Annotated in this window: 21 protein-coding genes; all 21 read left to right on the forward strand. The window is 69.5% G+C overall.

Annotation, left to right across the window (positions count from 1 at the left end; all coding sequences use genetic code 11):
* Positions 1-95: 95 nt before the first annotated feature.
* The 21 genes from ruvA to ACW174_RS09300 all read left to right on the forward strand — a co-directional run bounded on the left by ruvA (position 96) and on the right by ACW174_RS09300 (position 18,559).
* Positions 96-713, forward strand: coding sequence for a Holliday junction branch migration protein RuvA (ruvA, locus tag ACW174_RS09200; protein ID WP_492014129.1), 618 nt, complete (start codon positions 96-98; stop codon positions 711-713).
* Positions 710-1,741, forward strand: coding sequence for a Holliday junction branch migration DNA helicase RuvB (gene ruvB, locus ACW174_RS09205; RefSeq protein WP_492014130.1), 1,032 nt, complete (start codon positions 710-712; stop codon positions 1,739-1,741). Before ruvA ends, ruvB begins: the two co-directional genes overlap by 4 nt.
* A gap of 37 nt (positions 1,742-1,778) precedes the next feature.
* The gene (locus ACW174_RS09210; RefSeq protein ID WP_492014131.1) at positions 1,779-2,147 is read left to right on the forward strand and encodes a hypothetical protein; all 369 of its coding nucleotides are present in this window, start codon (positions 1,779-1,781) and stop codon (positions 2,145-2,147) included.
* The gene (gene ybgC / locus ACW174_RS09215; RefSeq protein WP_492014132.1) at positions 2,144-2,596 is read left to right on the forward strand and encodes a tol-pal system-associated acyl-CoA thioesterase; all 453 of its coding nucleotides are present in this window, start codon (positions 2,144-2,146) and stop codon (positions 2,594-2,596) included. Before ACW174_RS09210 ends, ybgC begins: the two co-directional genes overlap by 4 nt.
* 5 nt (positions 2,597-2,601) lie before the next feature.
* A complete protein-coding gene (locus ACW174_RS09220) occupies positions 2,602-3,042 on the forward strand; it encodes a hypothetical protein (RefSeq protein ID WP_492014133.1) in 441 nt (146 codons plus the stop codon).
* 153 nt (positions 3,043-3,195) lie between these two features.
* Positions 3,196-3,924, forward strand: a complete 729-nt coding sequence (gene tolQ / locus ACW174_RS09225; RefSeq protein ID WP_492014134.1) for a protein TolQ — start codon at positions 3,196-3,198, stop codon at positions 3,922-3,924.
* 3 nt (positions 3,925-3,927) lie between these two features.
* Positions 3,928-4,386, forward strand: coding sequence for an ExbD/TolR family protein (locus tag ACW174_RS09230; RefSeq protein ID WP_492014135.1), 459 nt, complete (start codon positions 3,928-3,930; stop codon positions 4,384-4,386).
* Between the two features lie 4 nt (positions 4,387-4,390).
* Positions 4,391-5,218, forward strand: coding sequence for a cell envelope integrity TolA family protein (locus ACW174_RS09235; RefSeq protein WP_492014136.1), 828 nt, complete (start codon positions 4,391-4,393; stop codon positions 5,216-5,218).
* A gap of 109 nt (positions 5,219-5,327) precedes the next feature.
* Positions 5,328-6,683 (forward strand): Tol-Pal system beta propeller repeat protein TolB, encoded by a 1,356-nt coding sequence (gene tolB / locus ACW174_RS09240; RefSeq protein WP_492014137.1) that lies wholly within the window; start codon positions 5,328-5,330, stop codon positions 6,681-6,683.
* 261 nt (positions 6,684-6,944) lie between these two features.
* Entirely contained in the window at positions 6,945-7,493 is a 549-nt protein-coding gene (pal, locus tag ACW174_RS09245; protein ID WP_492017263.1) for a peptidoglycan-associated lipoprotein Pal, read from the forward strand.
* A gap of 110 nt (positions 7,494-7,603) precedes the next feature.
* Positions 7,604-8,692, forward strand: a complete 1,089-nt coding sequence (locus ACW174_RS09250; RefSeq protein ID WP_492014138.1) for a DUF3667 domain-containing protein — start codon at positions 7,604-7,606, stop codon at positions 8,690-8,692.
* Between the two features lie 39 nt (positions 8,693-8,731).
* Positions 8,732-9,640, forward strand: a complete 909-nt coding sequence (locus ACW174_RS09255) for a tetratricopeptide repeat protein (protein ID WP_492014139.1) — start codon at positions 8,732-8,734, stop codon at positions 9,638-9,640.
* 80 nt (positions 9,641-9,720) lie between these two features.
* Entirely contained in the window at positions 9,721-10,962 is a 1,242-nt protein-coding gene (gene tilS / locus ACW174_RS09260) for a tRNA lysidine(34) synthetase TilS (RefSeq protein WP_492014140.1), read from the forward strand.
* Positions 10,959-12,890: an ATP-dependent zinc metalloprotease FtsH gene (gene ftsH / locus ACW174_RS09265; RefSeq protein WP_492014141.1), complete on the forward strand. Its 1,932-nt coding sequence runs from the start codon at positions 10,959-10,961 to the stop codon at positions 12,888-12,890. Before tilS ends, ftsH begins: the two co-directional genes overlap by 4 nt.
* A gap of 389 nt (positions 12,891-13,279) precedes the next feature.
* Positions 13,280-14,500, forward strand: a complete 1,221-nt coding sequence (locus tag ACW174_RS09270) for an acyltransferase family protein (RefSeq protein WP_492014142.1) — start codon at positions 13,280-13,282, stop codon at positions 14,498-14,500.
* 59 nt (positions 14,501-14,559) lie between these two features.
* The gene (locus ACW174_RS09275) at positions 14,560-15,204 is read left to right on the forward strand and encodes a hypothetical protein (RefSeq protein ID WP_492014143.1); all 645 of its coding nucleotides are present in this window, start codon (positions 14,560-14,562) and stop codon (positions 15,202-15,204) included.
* Between the two features lie 4 nt (positions 15,205-15,208).
* Complete coding sequence (locus ACW174_RS09280; protein ID WP_492014144.1) at positions 15,209-15,511, forward strand: winged helix-turn-helix domain-containing protein; 303 nt, start codon at positions 15,209-15,211, stop codon at positions 15,509-15,511.
* A complete protein-coding gene (gene folP, locus ACW174_RS09285; RefSeq protein ID WP_492014145.1) occupies positions 15,511-16,386 on the forward strand; it encodes a dihydropteroate synthase in 876 nt (291 codons plus the stop codon). Before ACW174_RS09280 ends, folP begins: the two co-directional genes overlap by 1 nt.
* Positions 16,383-17,180, forward strand: a complete 798-nt coding sequence (gene thiD, locus ACW174_RS09290; protein ID WP_492014146.1) for a bifunctional hydroxymethylpyrimidine kinase/phosphomethylpyrimidine kinase — start codon at positions 16,383-16,385, stop codon at positions 17,178-17,180. The genes folP and thiD overlap by 4 nt, the downstream gene beginning before the upstream one ends.
* A complete protein-coding gene (locus ACW174_RS09295) occupies positions 17,177-17,749 on the forward strand; it encodes a nucleotidyltransferase family protein (protein ID WP_492014147.1) in 573 nt (190 codons plus the stop codon). The genes thiD and ACW174_RS09295 overlap by 4 nt, the downstream gene beginning before the upstream one ends.
* On the forward strand, positions 17,750-18,559 hold the full coding sequence (locus ACW174_RS09300) for a PhzF family phenazine biosynthesis protein (RefSeq protein WP_492014148.1): 810 nt from the start codon (positions 17,750-17,752) through the stop codon (positions 18,557-18,559).
* Positions 18,560-18,627 lie beyond the last annotated feature (68 nt).

The following is an 18,627-nucleotide window of genomic DNA, read 5'->3' on the forward strand; positions in this document are numbered from 1 at the left end:
GAGGGGTCGTTCCGCGCGCTCGGCGCCGCGTCGGGCGCCCCTCCGTCACGACGCGCGAGCGCGTCGCGCCACCTCCCCCAGTGGGGGAGAAACGCATGATCGGTCGTCTTCGTGGCGTCCTGGCGGAGGTCGAGCAGGATCACTGCCTGATCGATTGCGTCGGCGTCGGCTATGTCGTGTCCTGCGGCGCCCGCACCCTGCAGCGCCTGCCCGCGCCCGGCGACGAGGCCACCCTGCACGTCCATTCGCAGTGGAGCGAGGACGCCGGCCCGCGTCTGTACGGCTTCCTGACCCGGGACGAACGCCGCGCCTTCACCACCCTGCTGGCCATCCAGGGGGTCGGCCCCAAGGCGGCGCTGGGCGTGCTGGATGTCCTGCCCCCCGGCGATCTGGCGTCCGCCGTCGCGCGCGACGACAAGGCTGCGGTCGGGCGCGCCAACGGCGTCGGCCCCAAGCTGGCGCTGCGCATCGTCACCGAGTTGAAGGGCAAGTCGCTGGGCGACACGTCCTTCACCCCCAACGCGCCGGGCGTTCACACCGAAATCGCGCCGCCTCCGCCCAGCCTGACCGGTGAGGCCGTCTCGGCCCTGCTCGGCCTCGGCATGACCGAGATCAACGCCCGCCGCGCCGTCGATCAGGCCCTGATCCGGCTGGGCGAGGACGCCGACCTGTCCGCCGTCATCCGCGCCGCGCTGCAGGAGCTGGGGCGATGAGCGACCGCATCGTCTCGCCCGAGCCCGTCGCCGGCGAGGCCTATGACCGCGCCCTGCGTCCGCAGGTGCTGTCCGAGTTCGTCGGACAGGAGCAGGCCAAGGGCAATCTGAAGATCTTCATCGACGCCGCGCGCGGGCGTCAGGAGGCGCTGGACCACGTCCTGCTGTTCGGCCCTCCCGGCCTGGGCAAGACGACGCTGGCGCAGATCGTGGCGCGCGAACTGGGCGTCGGCTTCCGCGCCACCTCCGGCCCCATCCTCGCCAAGGCGGGCGATCTCGCGGCCATCCTGACCAATCTCGAACCGCGCGACGTGCTGTTCATCGACGAGATCCACCGCCTCGCCCCGACGGTGGAGGAGATCCTCTATCCGGCGATGGAGGACCATGTGCTGGACCTGATCATCGGCGAGGGGCCGTCGGCCCGGTCCGTCCGCATCGATCTGGCGCCCTTCACCCTCGTCGGCGCCACGACACGGGCGGGCCTGCTGGCGACGCCCCTGCGCGACCGCTTCGGCATTCCGCTGCGTCTGGAATTCTACACCCCGCAGGAACTGACCCGCGTGGTCATCGGCACGGCGCGCAAGATGGGCGCGCCGATCACCGAGGACGGCGCCTTCGAGATCGCCTCCCGTTCGCGCGGCACGCCCCGGATCGCCGGCCGGCTGCTGCGCCGGGTGCGCGATTTCGCCGACGCCGGGGGCGACGCGACCATCAACAAACTGGTCGCCGCCCGCGCCCTGGCCCGGCTCGAGATCGACGAGGTCGGGCTGGACTCCAATGACCGCCGCTTCCTCAAGGCCCTGATCGAGAACTACGGCGGTGGTCCCGTCGGCATGGACACCCTCGCCGCCGCCATCGCCGAGGCGCGCGACGCGGTCGAGGATGTCATCGAGCCCTATCTGCTCCAGCAGGGCTTCATCCAGCGCACGCCCCGCGGCCGCATGGCCTGCGCGCGGGCCTACAGCCACCTCGGCCTGACCGAACCGCCCAAGGTTCCGCAAGCGGGCGACCTGTTCGGGGGCAAATAGCCTTCACCTGCACGCCGAACCCCGGCATGGTTGCGGCATGGCTAAACGGACCATCCGTGTTGATCGACTGATCGTCGTGCTGGGCGGGGCGGTGATCCTGCTCGGCGTCCTGATGCTGTGGCTGTTCAGCCGCAACGCCTTCGGGCCCAGTGAACCGACGCCCGAACAGCGCGCGCAGGCCCAGGTGCACCGGCTGGTCGGGCGACAGGCGCGCGTCACCTATACCGAGACCGGCCGCCGCCGCGCCGTCTGCGGCTACATCCGCAACGGCAATGAGGTCGTCGCCTTCGTCTCGCGCCCCAATCGTCTGATGCTGGAAACCGACCCCCTGAAGACCGAGTTCGACCAGTTGCAGGGCGACCTCTGCCCCGGCTTCCTGAAGCGACAGGGAGACATCGTCCGATGATCGACAGTCCCACCGCCGGCCGCTTCGAGGGGCGGGAGCATCGCCTGCCGGTCCGCGTCTATTACGAGGACACCGACTTCACCGGTCTGGTCTATCACGCCAACTACGTCCGCTATTTCGAGCGGGGGCGGTCCGACTGCCTGCGCCTGATGGGCATCGGCCACGCCGAGCTTCTGGACGGCGACCAGCCCATGGCCTTCGTGGTGTCGAAGATGGGCCTGACCTTCCTCAAGCCCGCGCGCATCGACGATGAACTGGTGGTGCGCACCTGGTATGACGCCGCCAGGGGACCGCGCCTGCTGATCACCCAGGAGATCGCGCGCGGCGCGGACGTTCTGTGCCGGGCCGAGGTCGAGGTGGTCTGCATCCACATGGACGGTCGTCCGCGCCGTCCGACCAAGGCCCTGATTGAAAAGGTCGGCCCTTGGCTGGCCCCGAAAGAGGACTGAACGACATGGCTTCAAACACCGAGTTCACCGAGCGTCAGGGCTGGAGCGCCCTGATCGTCATTGGCCTGCTCGTCGTGATCACCGTCGGCGGCGGTCTGGTCGGCTGCCCCTACTACAAGGTCTGGGAGCGCAAGATGGCCGGTCAGGCCGAGCTCCAGTACCAGCAGGGCGCCCGTCAGGCCCTGATCGCCCAGGCCGCGGCCGAGGACGAGGCCGCCATCAAGCGCGCCGAGGCGGCCACCCGCCGGGTGCGGGGCTGGGCTGACGCCGCCAAGCGCGGCTGTCAGGATCTGGGCCGCGCCAACGACGTCGCCTGCGAGGACCAGTTGCTGCGCGACGCCGCCACCTATTCCATCGCCAAGGAAGGGCATGAGGGCGTCATCATCAGCGTCGGCGCCCCCGTCTCGGTCGCGGTCCAGCCCAATACGAACCGGCCCGCCGACTAACCTCACGAGCGAACCTCGCTGCGATAGCGAACCTGTCATGTGCACAAGCGTGACCGTGCCGCTAGACGACGCTAAACCGCCTGACGACACCTGACTCGCCACAGAACCGCCACGCCCGTCCGCTGCACAGGGCGGACACGGAAGGACGCCTGAATGACCATCGCCGCCGAAGCCTCGATGCTGAACCCCGTCGACCTGTTCCTGCGGGCCGACTACGTCGTGAAGGCGATCATGATCGGTCTGGCGGTCGCGTCGGTCTGGTCCTGGGCGGTCATCATCAGCAAGGCGCTCAGCTTCGGCTCTCTGAACAGCCAGGCCAACGCCTTCGAGGACGCCGTCGGCTCTGGCCGGTCGCTTGAGGAAATCGCGGCCCAGGCCGGGCCGAATCCGTCCCACCCCCTGCCGCGCATGCTGGTCATCGCCCTCAGCGACTGGCGTGAGGCCCGCACCCGCGGTCCCCTGACCGAGGGCGCCGGCAATCTGCTGGTGTCGCGCATCGACCGCGCGCTCGACAGCCTGATCGCGCGGGAAAGCCAGCGGGTCGAGGATGGTCTGGGCGTCCTGTCGGTCGTCGCCACCTCGTCGCCCTTCATCGGCCTGTTCGGCACGGTCTGGGGCATCATGAACGCCTTCGGCGCCATCGCCTCGGCGGGGAACACCAATCTGACGACGGTGGCGCCGGCCATTTCGGAAGCCCTGTTCGCCACCGCCATCGGGCTGTTTGCGGCCATCCCGGCCTATATCGCCTACAACAAATTCTCGATCGACGCGGGCAAGTTCACCGGTCGTCTCGAAAGCTTCGCCGACGACCTGCAGGCCGCCGTGGCCCGCCGTCTCGGCGCCGGCGCCGGCCCGTCGTCCGACCCGCGTCGGGAGGCCTGAGCCATGGCCCTGGGTGGAGCAGGCGGAGGCGGTCACGGCCGCCGCGGCCGCCGGGCGCGCAAGCGTCCCCTGAGCGAGATCAACGTCACCCCGCTGGTGGACGTCATGCTGGTGCTGCTGATCATCTTCATGATCTCGGCCCCCCTGCTGACGACCGGCGTCGAGGTGGAGCTGCCCAAGACCGAGGCCAGCTCTGTCGACACCACGACCGAGCCGGTGACGGTGTCGATCAGGCGCGACGGCGAAATCTTCGTCGGCGACAGCCTTGTGCAATGGGATGAGCTGGTTCTGCGCGTGGCCCAGGAAGGCGGCGTGGGCTCGCGCGAAAAGCCGGTCTTCGTCCGCGCCGACGGTCGCGCCCCCTATCAGGCCGTGGCCCGCGTCATGGCCCGCCTGTCGTCTGAAGGCTTCACCAAGCTGAACCTCATCACCGACACCGTCGCGACCTCCGGGGAGGGCTGACGGCGTGGAGCGTCCCAGCACCGCCCTGATCGGATCGGTCGCGGTTCACGCCGGCATCGCAGGCGTCATCGCCTTCTCGCTGATGTTCAGCCGTCCGGTCGCGCCCCTGCCGGTGACGAATTCTGTGCCGGTGCAGGTGATATCCGAGGTCGAGGTTCTGGGCGCCCAGCCGCTGAACCCCAGCGAGGAACTGGTCACCGAGGACGCCAACACCGCGCCGTCCGAGGTTCTGCCGGAGCCCACGCCGCCCGCGCCCCAGCCGACCCCGACTCCGCCGCCGCCCGCGCCGCGTCCGACGCCCACGCCAAGGCCCACGCCGGCGCCGCGTCCGCAACCGACGCCGCCGCGTCCCCAGCCGACGCCGCCGCGCACCCCGCCCACGCCGCCCCGGACCCAGCCCACGCCGCCGCGCACCCAGCCGCGCCCCCCGGCCGAACGCCCCCAGCCGGGCTTCAATCCCGAGCTGGAAGGCAAGCTGAACAACACCCCCAACCGCGGCAACCGTCCGCGGACGGGCGGCGGCGCGTCGGGCGTGGCGCCGCGCACCCTGGGCCGGGCCTCCCTGCAGGCGCTGGGCGCCCAGATCCGTCCATCCTTCAGCTGCACCCTGCAGGGCGTGCAGGACCTGGAAATCCGCGTGCAGGTCCGGCTCAGCGAATCCGGGCGCGTCGTCGGCACGCCCCAGCTGCTGCCCCCGCGCGGCGGGCCCAGCTACCAGCCGGTGTCCGAGGCGGTTATCCGCGCCATCTATGCGGCCCAGCCGTTCACGATGCCGTCAGACTATGAGGTGCAGGACATACCGTTCCGGTTCCCGGCGTCACAGTATTGCTGACGGCGTCTGATAGCTGCCGTCACCGACCGATTGTCGCCGCAATGACCGGGAACCTGTGGCCGGTCGATCAGGCTTATGCGAGCCTGCCGATGAATTTGGAGAGCCAAGCGTGAAATCGAAATTCCTGATGCTCATGGCCGCGACGGCCGTCGCCCTGGTCCCCGGCGTGGTCGCCGCCCAGACGCCCCAGGCGAGCGAGGACGTGGTCATCAGCCAGGCCGACATCCGCCCGTTCGCCATCGCCGTCGCCGATTTCAGCGGCCAGAACGGCTCCGACCTGTCGGGCATCATCCGCGCCGACCTGCGCCGCACCGGCTATTTCGAGCCGCTGGACCCCAACAGCTTCGTCGAGACCGGCCTGACCCTGGCCAATGCGCCCAACTTCCCGCAGTGGACCTCCATCGGCGCCCAGGCCGTGCTGTACGGCTCGGTCACCCCGCGCCAGGACCAGCGCTACGACTTCGGCTTCCGCCTCTACGACCCCTATCGGCAGTGCCAGCTGGCCTCCTACCAGTTCACCGCCACGGCCGAGCAGTGGCGCCGGATCGGGCACAAGATCGCCGACCTCGTCTATCAGCGCATGACCGGCGAGACCGGCCTGTTCGACAGCCGCGTGGTCTTCGTTTCGGAAAGCGGCACCCAGCTGAACCGCGTGTCGCGCCTCGCGATCTCGGATCAGGACGGCTACAATCCGGAATACCTGACGCAGGGCGAAGAGGTGATCATGTCGCCCCGCTTCTCGCTCAGCGACCCCAACGAGATCACCTATGTCGCGCTGGGCAAGGACTACAGCCGCATCTACCTGTTCAACCTCGCCACCCAGCGCCGTGAAAGCCTGGGCGAGTTCGACGGTCAGGTCCTGGCGCCGCGCTTCTCGAACGACGGCACGAAGATGGCCTTCTCCATCATTCGCAACGGCAATACCGACGTCTATGTGATGGACCTCAGCAGCCGGCAGGTGCGCCGCCTGACCAATGATCCGGGCATCGACACCTCGCCGTCGTTCAGCCCCGACAACAGCCAGATCGTCTTCACCTCGGACCGGTCGGGCAACGCGCGCCTCTACACCATGCGCGCCGACGGCTCGGGCCAGCGTCCGATCTCGCGCGGCGGCGGCCTGTACACGGCGCCGACCTGGAGCCCGCGCGGCGACCTGATCGCCTTTACCAAGCAGTCGGGCGGGCGGTTCTCGACCGGCGTCATGGCTCCCGACGGCTCGGGTGAGCGCATCCTGTCGTCCAGCTATTTCGAGGAAGGCCCGTCGTGGGCGCCCAATGGCCGCTACATCATGTTCGCGCGTCAGAGCCCGGGCGGCGACACCCGTCTGTGGACCGTCGACCTGTCCGGCCGGGTCATCAATCAGGCCGGCTACGGCGGTCGCGGCACCGACCCGGCGTGGTCGCCGCTGCTGGATGAGCAACCCGTCCGTCCCGGCGCGGGCGGGCCGGACGCCTGTCCCGCCTAAGCGAAATCGGTCGGCTCGGGGCGCGCCCCGAGCCGGCTCAGATTTCGCTCAGGATTAAAGCGGGAGCCTGATTTACGGCATCAGCGAAATCGCGAAGCGATTTCACCGCCGCCGATCAGGCTCCTGCTCTCAAGCGGAGCCTTTAGTCTCACTACTGCGTTATCGCGTCTGGTGAATTGACTGGCGCGACAGTACCGACCCTTTACAGCAAAGCTATTTCCGGGGCTGGGCCCCGACCAATCTTGGGAGACGATCCAGATGATGAAGCCCTCGACCCTCGTCCGCCTCGCCGCCGTCGGCGTCGCCGTGACCGCTATCGCGGCCTGCACCCCCAGGCGTCCGGTGGAAACCGGCTCGGGCGAAGTCGCTCCCCCGTCCAATCCGCAATATCCGCCGGCGACCGGCCCCATCAACGGCGGCAACATCGGCGCCGCCGCGCCGGGTTCCGAGCAGGACTTCGTCGTCAACGTGGGCGACCGAATCTATTTCGACCTCGACAGCTATTCGATCCGCTCGGAAGCCTTCCCGCGTCTGGACGCCCAGGTGGCCTGGCTGCAGCGCTACCCGAACGTCACCATCCGCATCGAAGGCAATGCCGATGAACGCGGCACGCGTGAATACAACCTGGCCCTCGGCGCCCGCCGCGCCGAGTCGATCCGCACCTATCTGATCGAGCGCGGCGTCAACGCCGCCCGCATCGACACCATCAGCTACGGCAAGGAGCGTCCGATCGCCGCCGGCTCGACCGAAGAGTCGTGGGCCCGTAACCGCAACGGCCACACCGCCATCGTGTCGGGCGCCACGCGCTAAATCCTCAAGACAGTTGTATAGGGGGAGGGGCGTCGGTTCACCGGCGCCCCTTTCTTTTGTAAGGCGGGTTCGGGGAACGCGCCGATTTTCGGCCAGGGGGGATACTGCCGATGGATATCGAAGGTGCGGGCGGCGTCGTGACCGCGGGTCTGGTCGCCGGCGCGATCGAGAAGCCGACGGGCAAGGCGGGCGAGGATCACACCGGAACCTGTTCCGACTGCGGCTCCGAAACCACCGGCAATTTCTGCGCCAACTGCGGCCAGCCCACCCATGTCCATCGCAGCCTGCTGCACCTCGGCGAGGAGGTGCTGCACGGCGTCATGCATTTCGACGCCCGCATCTGGCGCACCCTGCCGCTGCTGGTCCTCAATCCGGGCCGGCTGACGCGCGAATGGATCCACGGCAAGCGCACCCGCTACATCTCCCCGCTGGCGATCTTCCTGTTCACGGTCTTCGTGACCTTCTTCGCCCTCAGCTTCGTGCACATGCCCGAGCCTTCGGTTCACCCGGTCGCCGCCGCCGCGGCGCAGGAGGGCGCGGCCGATTTCGAGAAGGGCCGTCAGGAGATCGCGGCGGCCAGGGCCCAGGCGACGACCCCCAGGGACAAGGCGGCGCTGGATGTCGCCGACAATGTGATGGCGAGCATGGCCGGCAAGGCCGGAGCCGTCGACGAGGATGAAGCGCCCCGTGCCGACGGCCTGGAGCCCGGCAGCTGGCAGGCGGGTGTCCACGACGTCGCCGCCGACATCTATGCCGACCAGGGCGCCAGCAAGAACGTCAGGAAGATCGCCAAGAAGCTGATGAATCCCGATCTGGCGATCTACAAGGTCCAGCAGACCTTCTACAAATTCGCCTTCCTGCTGGTGCCGCTGTCGATCCCCTTCATGGCCCTGCTGTTCCTGTGGCGTCGCAAGACCACCCTGTATGACCACGGCGTCTTCGTTCTCTACTCGCTGACCTTCGTCGTTCTGGCGGGCCTGCTCGCGATCGCCTTCGGGCTCATTCACCCGGCTCTGGGCGGGCTGGCCTGGTTCGCCGTCATGCTCGGCACGCCCGTCCACCAGTTCGCCCAGCTCAAGGGCGGCTACGAGCTCGGCTGGTTCTCGACCCTCTGGCGGTTCTTCTTCCTGCAGATCTTCTGCGTGCTGGCCATGTCCCTGTTCTTGCTCGCGGTGCTGTTCCTGGCGCTCGGCCACTGAGCGCCTTGCGAGCGCCCCAAATCCGGTGAAACTGATCCCATGCTGAAGCTCCATCCCGCCCTGCGCACCCGCAAAGCCCTCGTCACCGCGCTCGGCGTGCTGATGATCGCCGGCACGACCACGGTCGTCGCCCAGACCGCACCGCTTGAGGCTGTTCAGTGGGACAAGCGCCGGCTGGATCAACTGGACCGCAACGTCCGCCGTCTCGAGCGCGCGGTGACCCAGCGCAACGCCGCCGGTCAGCCGGTGCTGGTCGAGCCCGACCCCGAGGTCATCGCCCTGCAAGGCCGGGTCAGCCTGATGGATCGCCGCCTGCAGGATCTGGAAGCCACCACCCAGCGGGTCAACGGGGACATCGAGCGCCTGACCTTCGCCCTCGACGAATCCCGCCGCGACAACACCGCCCTCAGCACGCGCGTGCGCGACGCCGAAAGCCGGGTCCGCACGATGGAGCAGGCGGCGGCGCGCGAGAACGAGCTCAACGCCCCCATTTCCTCGACCTCGCCGACCGGCGATGCGAGCCGCGACCTGACCGCCGCCGTCCGTCTGGCCGCCAGCGATCCGGCCTTGGGCGACCGGGCGCTGCAGACCGTCACCCTGGCCTGGCCGGACACCCCGCAAGCCCGTGAGGCCTTCAGCCGGATCGGCGACCTGCGTGTCTCGGATCAGGACTACGCCAACGCCGTGCGCGCCTATTCCTCCGCGATCCGCGGCTGGCCGACCACGCCCTGGGCCGCGGCGACGACGCTGGAACTGGCCAACGCGCTCAACGAGGCGGACCGCAAGACCGACGCCTGTGGCGCCCTGGTCGAGTTCACCAACCGCTACGCCGCGACCGCCTCGGCCAGCCAGCGCACGCGGGCGACCGAGCTGGCCACGCGCTTCGCCTGCACGCCCGCCCGCGCCCCGGCGGCGCCGGCGCGGACGCCCGCCCGGCGCCCGGGCTGAGCCCGAGCGACCCTGACTGGCTCGCGGACGCCCACGCCCGGCTGGGCGCCCGCCTTCGGTCCGACAGCCCTGATCCCGTCGTGGTCGCCCTGTCCGGCGGCGGCGATTCCGTCGCCCTGCTGCACCTTGCCGCCGACTGGGCGAGGGCGCACGGCCGCCGACTGCTGGCCCTGACCGTCGATCACGACCTCAATCCCGACAGCGCGCACTGGACCGCCCGGGCCGCCGCCGCCGCGCAGGCGCAGGACGCCGACTGGCGCGGGCTGGTCTGGTCCGGCGAAAAGCCCGTCACCGGCCTGCCCGCCGCCGCCCGTCTGGCCCGTCACCGCCTGATCGCCGCCGCCGCCCGTGAGGCCGGGGCCAGGGTCATCCTGATCGCCCACACCGCCGACGACCGGGACGAGGGCGAACTGATGCGGGCCGAAGGCTCGACCCTCGGGCGGTTGCGGGCCTGGTCGCCGTCGCCGGTCTGGCCCGAGGGGCGGGGATTGATGCTGCTGCGCCCCCTGCTGCCCGTTCGCCGGGCCGCGCTGCGCGACTGGCTCACCGCGCGCGGCGCCGACTGGATCGAGGACCCGGCCAACGCCGACCTGCGCTATGCCCGCCCTCGCGCCCGCAAGGCCCTGGCCGCCGGCGCCCCGGCGCCCACGCCGCCGCCGGAGGGGCGGGGCAGGGGCGTCCTCGGTGTTCGGGAGGATATCATCGGCCTGTCGCGCGACGTGGACGCCCGCGCCCTGTCGGCCGCCCTCGTCTGCGCCGGCGGCGGCGACCGTCCGCCGCGCGGCGACCGGCTGGTCGCCGTCCTGGCCCGGCTGGCCGCGGGAGACGACTTCATCGCCACCCTGTGCGGCGCGCGGATCCAGGCGGACGGCGCGGACGTCACCGTCACCCGTGAAGCCGGCGAGTTCCGCCGCGCCGGCGCGCCGCCCCTGTCCTTGCCGCCGGGAGAGGAGGTCGTCTGGGATGGCCGCTGGGCCCTGACCGCGCCCGGGCCGGGCTGGTCCGTCCTTCCCGCCGCCGGGCGGATGGCCGCCCTTTCCCCTGTCGATCACGCGCATTTGCGGGCCCTGCCCGCCGCCGCCCGCGGCGGCCGACCTGTGCTGATCCGGAACGCTCCGGATGCAGCGGTTCTTGCAGGTGAGGCGTTCAGGGCGCATGCGCTGGTCGAAGCAAGACTGGCGTCCGCGCTGGACGGAATGACGCACGAAGACGATCTGGTGGCTCACGCCCGTGGCGCCTTGCCCCGGAACCACCTATTTTCGGGCGTGACATCTTCGAGTGACGGGACGCGACCGCGTTCCGAGGGAACGAGACGAGAATGAATCTGCGCACTCTGGCCATCTTAGGCGTGATTATTTTGGGCGGGCTGACCGCCTACCTGGCCTTCAACCGCGGCGGCGTCGTGCCCACGGCCGACGGCGCCAAGGCCGCCGCCTCGCGTCCCGCGCCGATGACCTATTCGGAGCTGCTGCGCGCGCGTGACGCCAACCAGATCAAGAGCATCGAGGTGCATGGCGAGCGGGTGAAGACCACGCTCAAGGATGACAAGGTCTTCGAGACGACCACCACCCTGCCCAACACCGACCTGATCGAGAGCATCAACCAGAAGGGCGCCTCGGTCGATGTGAAGAACACCCGCCAGTCCATCTGGGTCAGCGCCCTGATCGGCCTGCTGCCGTTCGTCCTGATCATCGGCCTGTGGATCCTGATCATGCGTCAGATGCAGGGCGGAGCGCGCGGCGCCATGGGCTTCGGCAAGTCCAAGGCCAAGCTGCTGACCGAGCACAAGGGTCGCAAGACCTTCGAGGACGTCGCCGGCGTGGACGAGGCCAAGGAAGAACTGCAGGAGGTCGTCGACTTCCTCAAGGATCCGTCGAAATTCCAGCGTCTGGGCGGCAAGATCCCCAAGGGCGCCCTGCTGGTCGGCCCTCCCGGCACCGGCAAGACCCTGCTGGCCCGCGCCGTCGCGGGTGAGGCGGGCGTGCCCTTCTTCTCGATCTCCGGTTCGGACTTCGTTGAAATGTTCGTCGGCGTCGGCGCCAGCCGCGTCCGCGACATGTTCGAACAGGCCAAGAAAAACGCCCCCTGCATCATCTTCATCGACGAGATCGACGCCGTCGGTCGCCATCGCGGCGCCGGCCTGGGCGGCGGCAATGACGAGCGCGAGCAGACGCTGAACCAGCTGCTGGTCGAGATGGACGGCTTCGAGGCGTCCGAGAACATCATCCTGATCGCCGCCACCAACCGTCCCGACGTCCTCGACCCGGCCCTGCTGCGTCCCGGCCGCTTCGATCGTCAGGTCGTGGTGCCGAACCCCGACGTCGCGGGCCGCGAGAAGATTCTGCGCGTCCACATGAAGGACGTGCCGCTGGCCGCCGACGTCAACGTCAAGACCATCGCGCGCGGCACCCCGGGCTTCTCCGGCGCCGACCTGGCCAATCTGGTCAATGAGGCGGCCCTGATGGCGGCTCGCAAGGACCGTCGCATGGTCACCCATCGCGACTTCGAGGACGCCAAGGACAAGGTCATGATGGGCGCCGAGCGCAAGTCGATGGCCATGAACGAGGAAGAGCGCCGCCTGACCGCCTATCACGAGGGCGGCCACGCCATCGTCGCCATGAACGTCAAGATGGCCGATCCCGTGCACAAGGCGACCATCGTCCCGCGCGGCCAGGCGCTCGGCATGGTCATGCAGCTGCCGGAAGGCGACCGCTATTCCATGAAATACCAGCAGATGATCGACCGCATCGCCATCATGGCCGGCGGCCGCGTCGCCGAGGAACTGATCTTCGGCAAGGAGAACATCACCTCGGGCGCTTCGTCGGACATCCAGCAGGCGTCCAAGCTGGCGCGCCGCATGGTGACCCAGTGGGGTTTCTCGGAAGTGTTGGGCACCGTCGCCTATGGCGAGAACGAGCAGGAGGTCTTCCTCGGCCACTCCGTCGCGCGCAGCCAGAACATCTCGGAGGAGACGGCCCGCATCATCGACAGCGAGGTCAAGCGACTGGTCACCTCGGGCTGGGACGAAGCTCGCCAGATCCTGACCGACAAGGCCGCCGATCTCGAAACCCTGGCCCAGGCCTTGCTCGAGTACGAAACAATGTCGGGTCAGGAGATCAAGGACCTGCTGGAGAAGGGCCTCGCCCCGAACCGCGACGAGAACAACTTCCCCAATGCCGGGCCTTCGGTCTCCGTGCCGATCACCCCGGTCTCGGACGGCGTCGAGGTCGAGGTTCCCACGGTCCACTGACCGACGCGCATCGCGAAATGAAGAGGGCGGCCCCGGCGACGGAGCCGCCCCTTTTTTATTGTGCCCACGACCAATCCTGACGCATCCGCCTGTTAGCCTGTCTGCCAACCCGGCCTTCGCGCCAGCGACGGGTTGCGGACTGCATGGGTCACATGGGTCACATGGGTTGGATGGACTGCATGGACGGCATGGGACGTGTTTTTACACCGCCTGACGCCCCTCCAGCACCGCCCGCCAACGCGGTGATCCCGCCCCCAACCTGATGTTCAGGTTGGCGAATTCCCGCCACTCACAAGTACCGACTAACCGCCGGACGGCTCATTGACCAACAAGTTTGCAATCCAAACAAGTCTATTGTAGATCGGAGTTCTCAACGAGGGGAGCCCGCCATGACCGCCCATCCGCCCGCCCAGTCTCCCGAACGCCTGCACGGCCTCGACGCCCTGCGTGGCGGCGCCCTGTTGCTGGGCGTCGTCCTGCACGCCAGCCTGTCCTTCTTCCCGCAGCAGATCTGGATCGTCGGCGACGACAGCACCGCCCTGGGCGCGGCCGTCGTCTTCTTCGCCATCCACCTGTTCCGGATGACGGCCTTCTTCCTGATCGCCGGCCTGTTCGCCCATATGATGCTCAGCCGTCGCGGCTGGCTCGGCTTCGCCCGCGACCGCGCCGTCCGCATCACGGGCCCCCTGCTGGCCTTCTGGTTCCCTGTGATGGCCGGGATCGTCACGGCGCTGGTCTGGAACGCCCATGTCCAGGGGCTGGTTGTCCCGGGCGCGACGCCGCCCCCGCCGCCGACCTATGACTGGACCAACATCCCGCTGACCCACCTGTGGTTCCTCTATGTCCTGACCCTGTTCTGCCTCGCCGCCCTGATCCTGCGTGCCCCGTTCGCGGCGTTGGACCGGAAGGGGAGCTGGGGCCGGAGGGTGGACCGCGTCACCGGCGCCCTGATCGGCTGGTGGACGCCCGCCGTCCTCGCCGCGCCGCTGGCCCTGGCCCTGTGGCTGGACCCGAAATGGATCGCCTTCTTCGCCGTGCCGACCCCCGACGCCGGTCTGATCCCCAACACCGCCGCCCTGATCGGTTTCGGCTCGGCCTTCGGGCTCGGTTTCCTGCTGGACCGCCGCCGGGATCTGCTGGCCCGTATCGCCGGCTGGTGGCCGGTCTATCTGATCACCGCCGTGGTCTCGGGCGTCTGGGCCTGGATCCTCGCCGGCGGCCCCAGCCTCGCGCCCATGGTCGAGCCGACGCAGGACAAGGCCGTCGCCGCCGTCGTCGTCGCGCTGGCGGTCTATACCTCCGCCTTCGCCGCCATGGGCCTGTGCCTGCGCTTCCTGTCGGGCCACAGCGCCGTGCGCCGTTACCTCGCCGACGCCTCCTACTGGGTCTACATCCTGCACCTGCCGCTGGTCATGCTGGCCCAGGTCTGGGTGCAGGATTGGGCCGCGCCCTGGTGGGCCAAGCTGGCGGGCGTGTCGCTGGGCGTCTTCGCCGTCTGCCTTCTGACCTATGAGCTGATGGTGCGCCACGGCGTCCTGGGCCGCTGGCTGAACGGCCGCCGCATCCCCTGGCGCCGCCCCGCAGACCCGATCGCCGTCCCCGCCGAATAACTTGCAAACAGCCCCCCGGTCGTCCACCCGATGGGTGAGCCGGTTCCGAGAGAGTCGTCATGTCCGCCAAACCCCGCCTGCATTCCCCCGAGGATGACCTCGCCTTCATGCGCTCCATCGTGCAGGGCGACGCCCGGGTGCCGATGACCCTGGCCGTCTGCTATCTGGCCGGGGGACTGTTGTACGGCGCGCAGTGTCTGTTCCACCTGGGTCAGGTCTTCGGCGTGATCCGCCTGCCGGAGCTGGCCAATCTGGTCGTCGTGGTCGGGATCACCGCGACCTTCCTGGCCATCCTGACCTGGGCCATCCTGCGGGATCGCCAACAGGGTGCGTCCAGCCGTGGCCCTCTGGCCTCGCGCACGCTCAACGCCGCCTTCAGCGCCACCGGCATGGCCAATACCGCCGTCATCATCGTCTTCGCCGTCGGCGCCTGGCGGGATCAGGACTTCGGCATCTGGCTCTACTACGCCGCCATCGTCTTCGCCCTCCAGGCGGCGGCGTGGTTTGTGGCCTGGACCCTGAAGCGCAAGGGCTGGATGCTGGCGACCGCGCTGGGCGGCTGGGTCGCGGCGGTGGCGCTGGGCGTGCTGGTGCGGGAGCCGTTGGCCTATCTCGGCGTCTGCACCGTCGCCCTGTTCCTGCTGTTCGCCCTGCCGGGCCTGATCCTGTTCCGCGACGCCCGCGCCGGCGGCAAGGGCGTCTGAGTTCATGGGGCTGGCCGATCTCGGACGGATCGACGACGTCATCCACGGCCGCATGCGGCTGGGGATCATGGTCTATCTGGTCGAGGCCGAAGTCGCCGACTTCACCGAGTTGAAGACCGTCCTCGAGGCCACCCAGGGCAACCTCTCCGTCCACCTCAAGAAGCTGGAGGAGGCGGGCTATGTCGCCATCGACAAGAGCTTCGTGAAGAACAAGCCCCTGACCCGCGTCTCCATCACCGCCGCCGGCCGCAAGGCCTTCCACGACTACCTGATGGCGCTGGGCGACCTGATCGGGGGCAAGGGCTGATGGCCGTCCTGCGTCCCCATCCTCGTCCCCGCGTCATGGGCATCGTCAACGTCACGCCCGACAGCTTCTCCGACGGCGGGCGACACGACACGGTCGAGGCCGCCATCGCCCACGGGCTGGAGCTGGTGCGGCAGGGCGCCGACATCCTCGACATCGGCGGCGAGAGCACTCGCCCGGGCGCCGCACCGGTCAGTCTCGAGGACGAGATCGCCCGCACCGCCCCGGTCATCGCCGGCCTGCGCGCGTCTGGCTGGGCCGGCCCGATCAGCATCGACACCATGAAGCCCGAGGTCGCCGCCGTCGCCGTCGGCGCGGGCGCCAACATCTGGAACGACGTCACCGCCCTGGGCTTCTCCCCCGCCAGCCTGCCGACCGCCGCCGACCTCGGCTGTGACGTGGTGCTGATGCATATGAAGGGGGAGCCGCGCACCATGCAGGACGCGCCCCATTATGACGACGTGGTGTCCGAGGTGGTCGACTGGCTGGCCGTCCGCGCGGGCGAGGTCATGGCGGCGGGCATCGCGCCGGACCGGCTGTGGCTGGATCCCGGCATCGGCTTCGGCAAGACGCCGGCGCACAACATGGCCCTGACCGCCAACCTCGACCGGCTGGGCGCCACCGGTCTGCCGGTGCTCTACGCCGCCAGCCGCAAGCGGACGATCGCCGCCATAGACCCGACCGCGACGGACGCCTCCGACCGTCTCGGCGGCTCGCTGGCCCTGGCGCTGGAGGCCGCCCGACGCGGCGCGGCCATCGTCCGCGTCCACGACGTCCGCGAGACGGTCCAGGCCTTGGCCGTGCAGGCGGCGGTCACGGCGGCGATCTCGCGCTACGGCTTGCCCGCCGCGCCGGACTCGGCCATCTCCAACCCATGACCTCGCCCCTCGGACGCGTCCTGATCATCGCCGGCTCGGATTCCGGGGGCGGCGCAGGGATACAGGCGGACATCAAGGCCGTGACCGCCATGGGCGGTTATGCGGCCACCGCCATCACCGCCATCACGGTCCAGAACACCCTGGGCGTCCACGGCGTCCATCCCCTGCCGCTGGACCTGATCGAGGCGCAGGCCCGCGCCGTGCTCGACGACATCGGCGCCGACGCCATCAAGACCGGAATGCTGGGCTCCACCGATGTGGTCGAGCGCGTCGCCGCCATCCTCGACAGCTCCGACGCCCTGACGGTCGTTGATCCGGTCATGATCGCCAAGGGCGGCCACCCCCTGCTGCCCGACGAGGCGGTGCAGGCGGTGCGGTCGCTGATGATCCCGCGCGCCACCCTGCTGACCCCCAATGCGCCCGAGGCGGAGGCTCTGACCGGGCTGACCGTCGCCGACCTCGACGGCCAGCGCCGCGCCGGCGCCTTCCTGCTCGGCATGGGGGCGAAGGCCGTGCTGATGAAGGGCGGCCATGTCCCCGGCGAAACCGTCATCGACGTGCTGGTCACGCCCGAGGGCGAGACCCTGCTGGAGGGCGAGCGGGTCGACACCCGCCACACCCACGGCACCGGCTGCACGTTGGCCAGCGCCTGCGCCGCCGGTCTGGCGCGCGGCCTGCCGCTGGAAGCCGCTGTGGCCGAAGCCTGGGCCTATGTCGCCGAAGCCATCCGCCGCGCCCCCGGTCTGGGCGGCGGCCACGGCCCGCTGGACCACGGCTGGACGCTGCGGAGATGAGCGACCTCGACAGCCGGCTCGCCGACATCGTCCACGCCAATCCCGACCTGATGCACGTCCTGACCACGGTGCGCGACCTGCGCCTCAAAGACTGGCGGGTCTTCTCCGGCGCCGTCTATCAGGCCGTCTGGAACGACGTCACCGGCCGCGCGGCGGGTTACGGCATCAAGGACTACGACCTCGGCTATTTCGACCCGGACACCAGTTGGGACGCGGAGGACGTCGTCATCAAGCGCGTCGCCGCCGCCTTCGACCCGCCCTTCCGCGATATCGTCGAGGTCCGCAATCAGGCCCGCGTCCACATCTGGTTCCCCGACCGCTTCGGCGAACCCTATGAGGCCCTGCCCGACACAGACACGGCGCTCAGCCGCTTCGTCGCCCCGGCCTTCTCGGTCGGCGTCCGGCTCGAGGATGACGACAGCATCAGCCTCGCCGCCCCCTTCGGCCTTCAAGACATGTTCGACATGGTCCTGCGCCCCAACCCGAACCGGCCTTTGGCCAGGGGCTGGGACAAGGCGGTGGCCAGCGCACAGGCGCGGTGGCCGGAGTTGAGGGTGGAGACCGTCTGAATGAAGCAGTGGACCGTCGACGCCTTCGCGTCCGCCCCCTTCAAGGGCAATCCCGCCTGCGTGGTCGAGCCCTTCAGTCAGTGGCCAGACGCCGGGTGGATGCAGGCGCTGGCCCGGGAGAACAACCAGGCCGAAACCGCCTTCCTGCTGCGCACCGATGACCCCGCCAGATTCGGCCTGCGCTGGTTTACGCCGGGGATGGAGGTTGATCTTTGCGGCCATGCCACCCTCGCCTCCGCCCATGTGCTGCTGGCTGAGCTGGGCCTGACCGCTGACGCCCTCACCTTCGACACCCGCTCCGGCCCGCTGGTCGTACGCGCGAGCGGTGACGGCTACGAGATGGACTTCCCCGCCGATCCGCCGCGCCGCACCGGCCCGCTGGAAGGGCTGGCCGAGGCGCTGGGCGTGGAGCCGTTGGAGGTCTGGGCCGGGCGCTATCTGGTCGCCGTGCTGGCGGACGCCGCCGCCGTTCACGCCGTCACGCCCGACATCCGCGCACTGGCGAGCCTTCAGGGCGAAGCCGGTGAGCCGGGGCAGGTTATCGTCTGCGCGCCCGCCGATCCTTCCGACGACGAGGATGTGGTCGACCGCTTCTTCGCCCCGGGCTGCGGCGTCGACGAGGACCCGGCCACCGGCTCCGCCCACTGCATCCTCGGGCCGCTGTATGCCGACAAGCTGGGCCGGGCGGATGTGCGCTTCCGACAGGTCTTCCCGGGCCGGGGCGGCGACATCGCCACCGTCCTGAAGGGCGACCGGGTCCTGCTGCGCGGTCAGGCGGTGACGGTGATCGAGAGCGTACTCAGGCTCTGAACAGAAGAAAGGGCGCGACCCTTCCGGATCGCGCCCCTCGCTGACCTCTCGGGGAGGGAAGGTCAGAT

The sequence above is a fragment of the Brevundimonas sp. AVps31 genome, assembly GCF_058681355.1.

What these genes read in the sequence shown, in the direction of transcription:
- ACW174_RS09230 (WP_492014135.1), top strand. Translation starts at nt 3,928, where the DNA reads ATGGCCCTGGGTGGAGCAGGCGGAGGCGGTCACGGCCGCCGCGGCCGC.
- ACW174_RS09210 (WP_492014131.1), top strand. Translation starts at nt 1,779, where the DNA reads ATGGCTAAACGGACCATCCGTGTTGATCGACTGATCGTCGTGCTGGGC.
- ACW174_RS09250 (WP_492014138.1), top strand. Translation starts at nt 7,604, where the DNA reads ATGGATATCGAAGGTGCGGGCGGCGTCGTGACCGCGGGTCTGGTCGCC.
- thiD (WP_492014146.1), top strand. Translation starts at nt 16,383, where the DNA reads ATGACCTCGCCCCTCGGACGCGTCCTGATCATCGCCGGCTCGGATTCC.
- ACW174_RS09275 (WP_492014143.1), top strand. Translation starts at nt 14,560, where the DNA reads ATGTCCGCCAAACCCCGCCTGCATTCCCCCGAGGATGACCTCGCCTTC.
- ruvA (WP_492014129.1), top strand. Translation starts at nt 96, where the DNA reads ATGATCGGTCGTCTTCGTGGCGTCCTGGCGGAGGTCGAGCAGGATCAC.
- ACW174_RS09300 (WP_492014148.1), top strand. Translation starts at nt 17,750, where the DNA reads ATGAAGCAGTGGACCGTCGACGCCTTCGCGTCCGCCCCCTTCAAGGGC.
- ftsH (WP_492014141.1), top strand. Translation starts at nt 10,959, where the DNA reads ATGAATCTGCGCACTCTGGCCATCTTAGGCGTGATTATTTTGGGCGGG.
- folP (WP_492014145.1), top strand. Translation starts at nt 15,511, where the DNA reads ATGGCCGTCCTGCGTCCCCATCCTCGTCCCCGCGTCATGGGCATCGTC.
- ACW174_RS09280 (WP_492014144.1), top strand. Translation starts at nt 15,209, where the DNA reads ATGGGGCTGGCCGATCTCGGACGGATCGACGACGTCATCCACGGCCGC.
- ybgC (WP_492014132.1), top strand. Translation starts at nt 2,144, where the DNA reads ATGATCGACAGTCCCACCGCCGGCCGCTTCGAGGGGCGGGAGCATCGC.
- ACW174_RS09295 (WP_492014147.1), top strand. Translation starts at nt 17,177, where the DNA reads ATGAGCGACCTCGACAGCCGGCTCGCCGACATCGTCCACGCCAATCCC.
- tolQ (WP_492014134.1), top strand. Translation starts at nt 3,196, where the DNA reads ATGACCATCGCCGCCGAAGCCTCGATGCTGAACCCCGTCGACCTGTTC.
- pal (WP_492017263.1), top strand. Translation starts at nt 6,945, where the DNA reads ATGAAGCCCTCGACCCTCGTCCGCCTCGCCGCCGTCGGCGTCGCCGTG.
- ACW174_RS09270 (WP_492014142.1), top strand. Translation starts at nt 13,280, where the DNA reads ATGACCGCCCATCCGCCCGCCCAGTCTCCCGAACGCCTGCACGGCCTC.
- ACW174_RS09255 (WP_492014139.1), top strand. Translation starts at nt 8,732, where the DNA reads ATGCTGAAGCTCCATCCCGCCCTGCGCACCCGCAAAGCCCTCGTCACC.
- ruvB (WP_492014130.1), top strand. Translation starts at nt 710, where the DNA reads ATGAGCGACCGCATCGTCTCGCCCGAGCCCGTCGCCGGCGAGGCCTAT.
- ACW174_RS09220 (WP_492014133.1), top strand. Translation starts at nt 2,602, where the DNA reads ATGGCTTCAAACACCGAGTTCACCGAGCGTCAGGGCTGGAGCGCCCTG.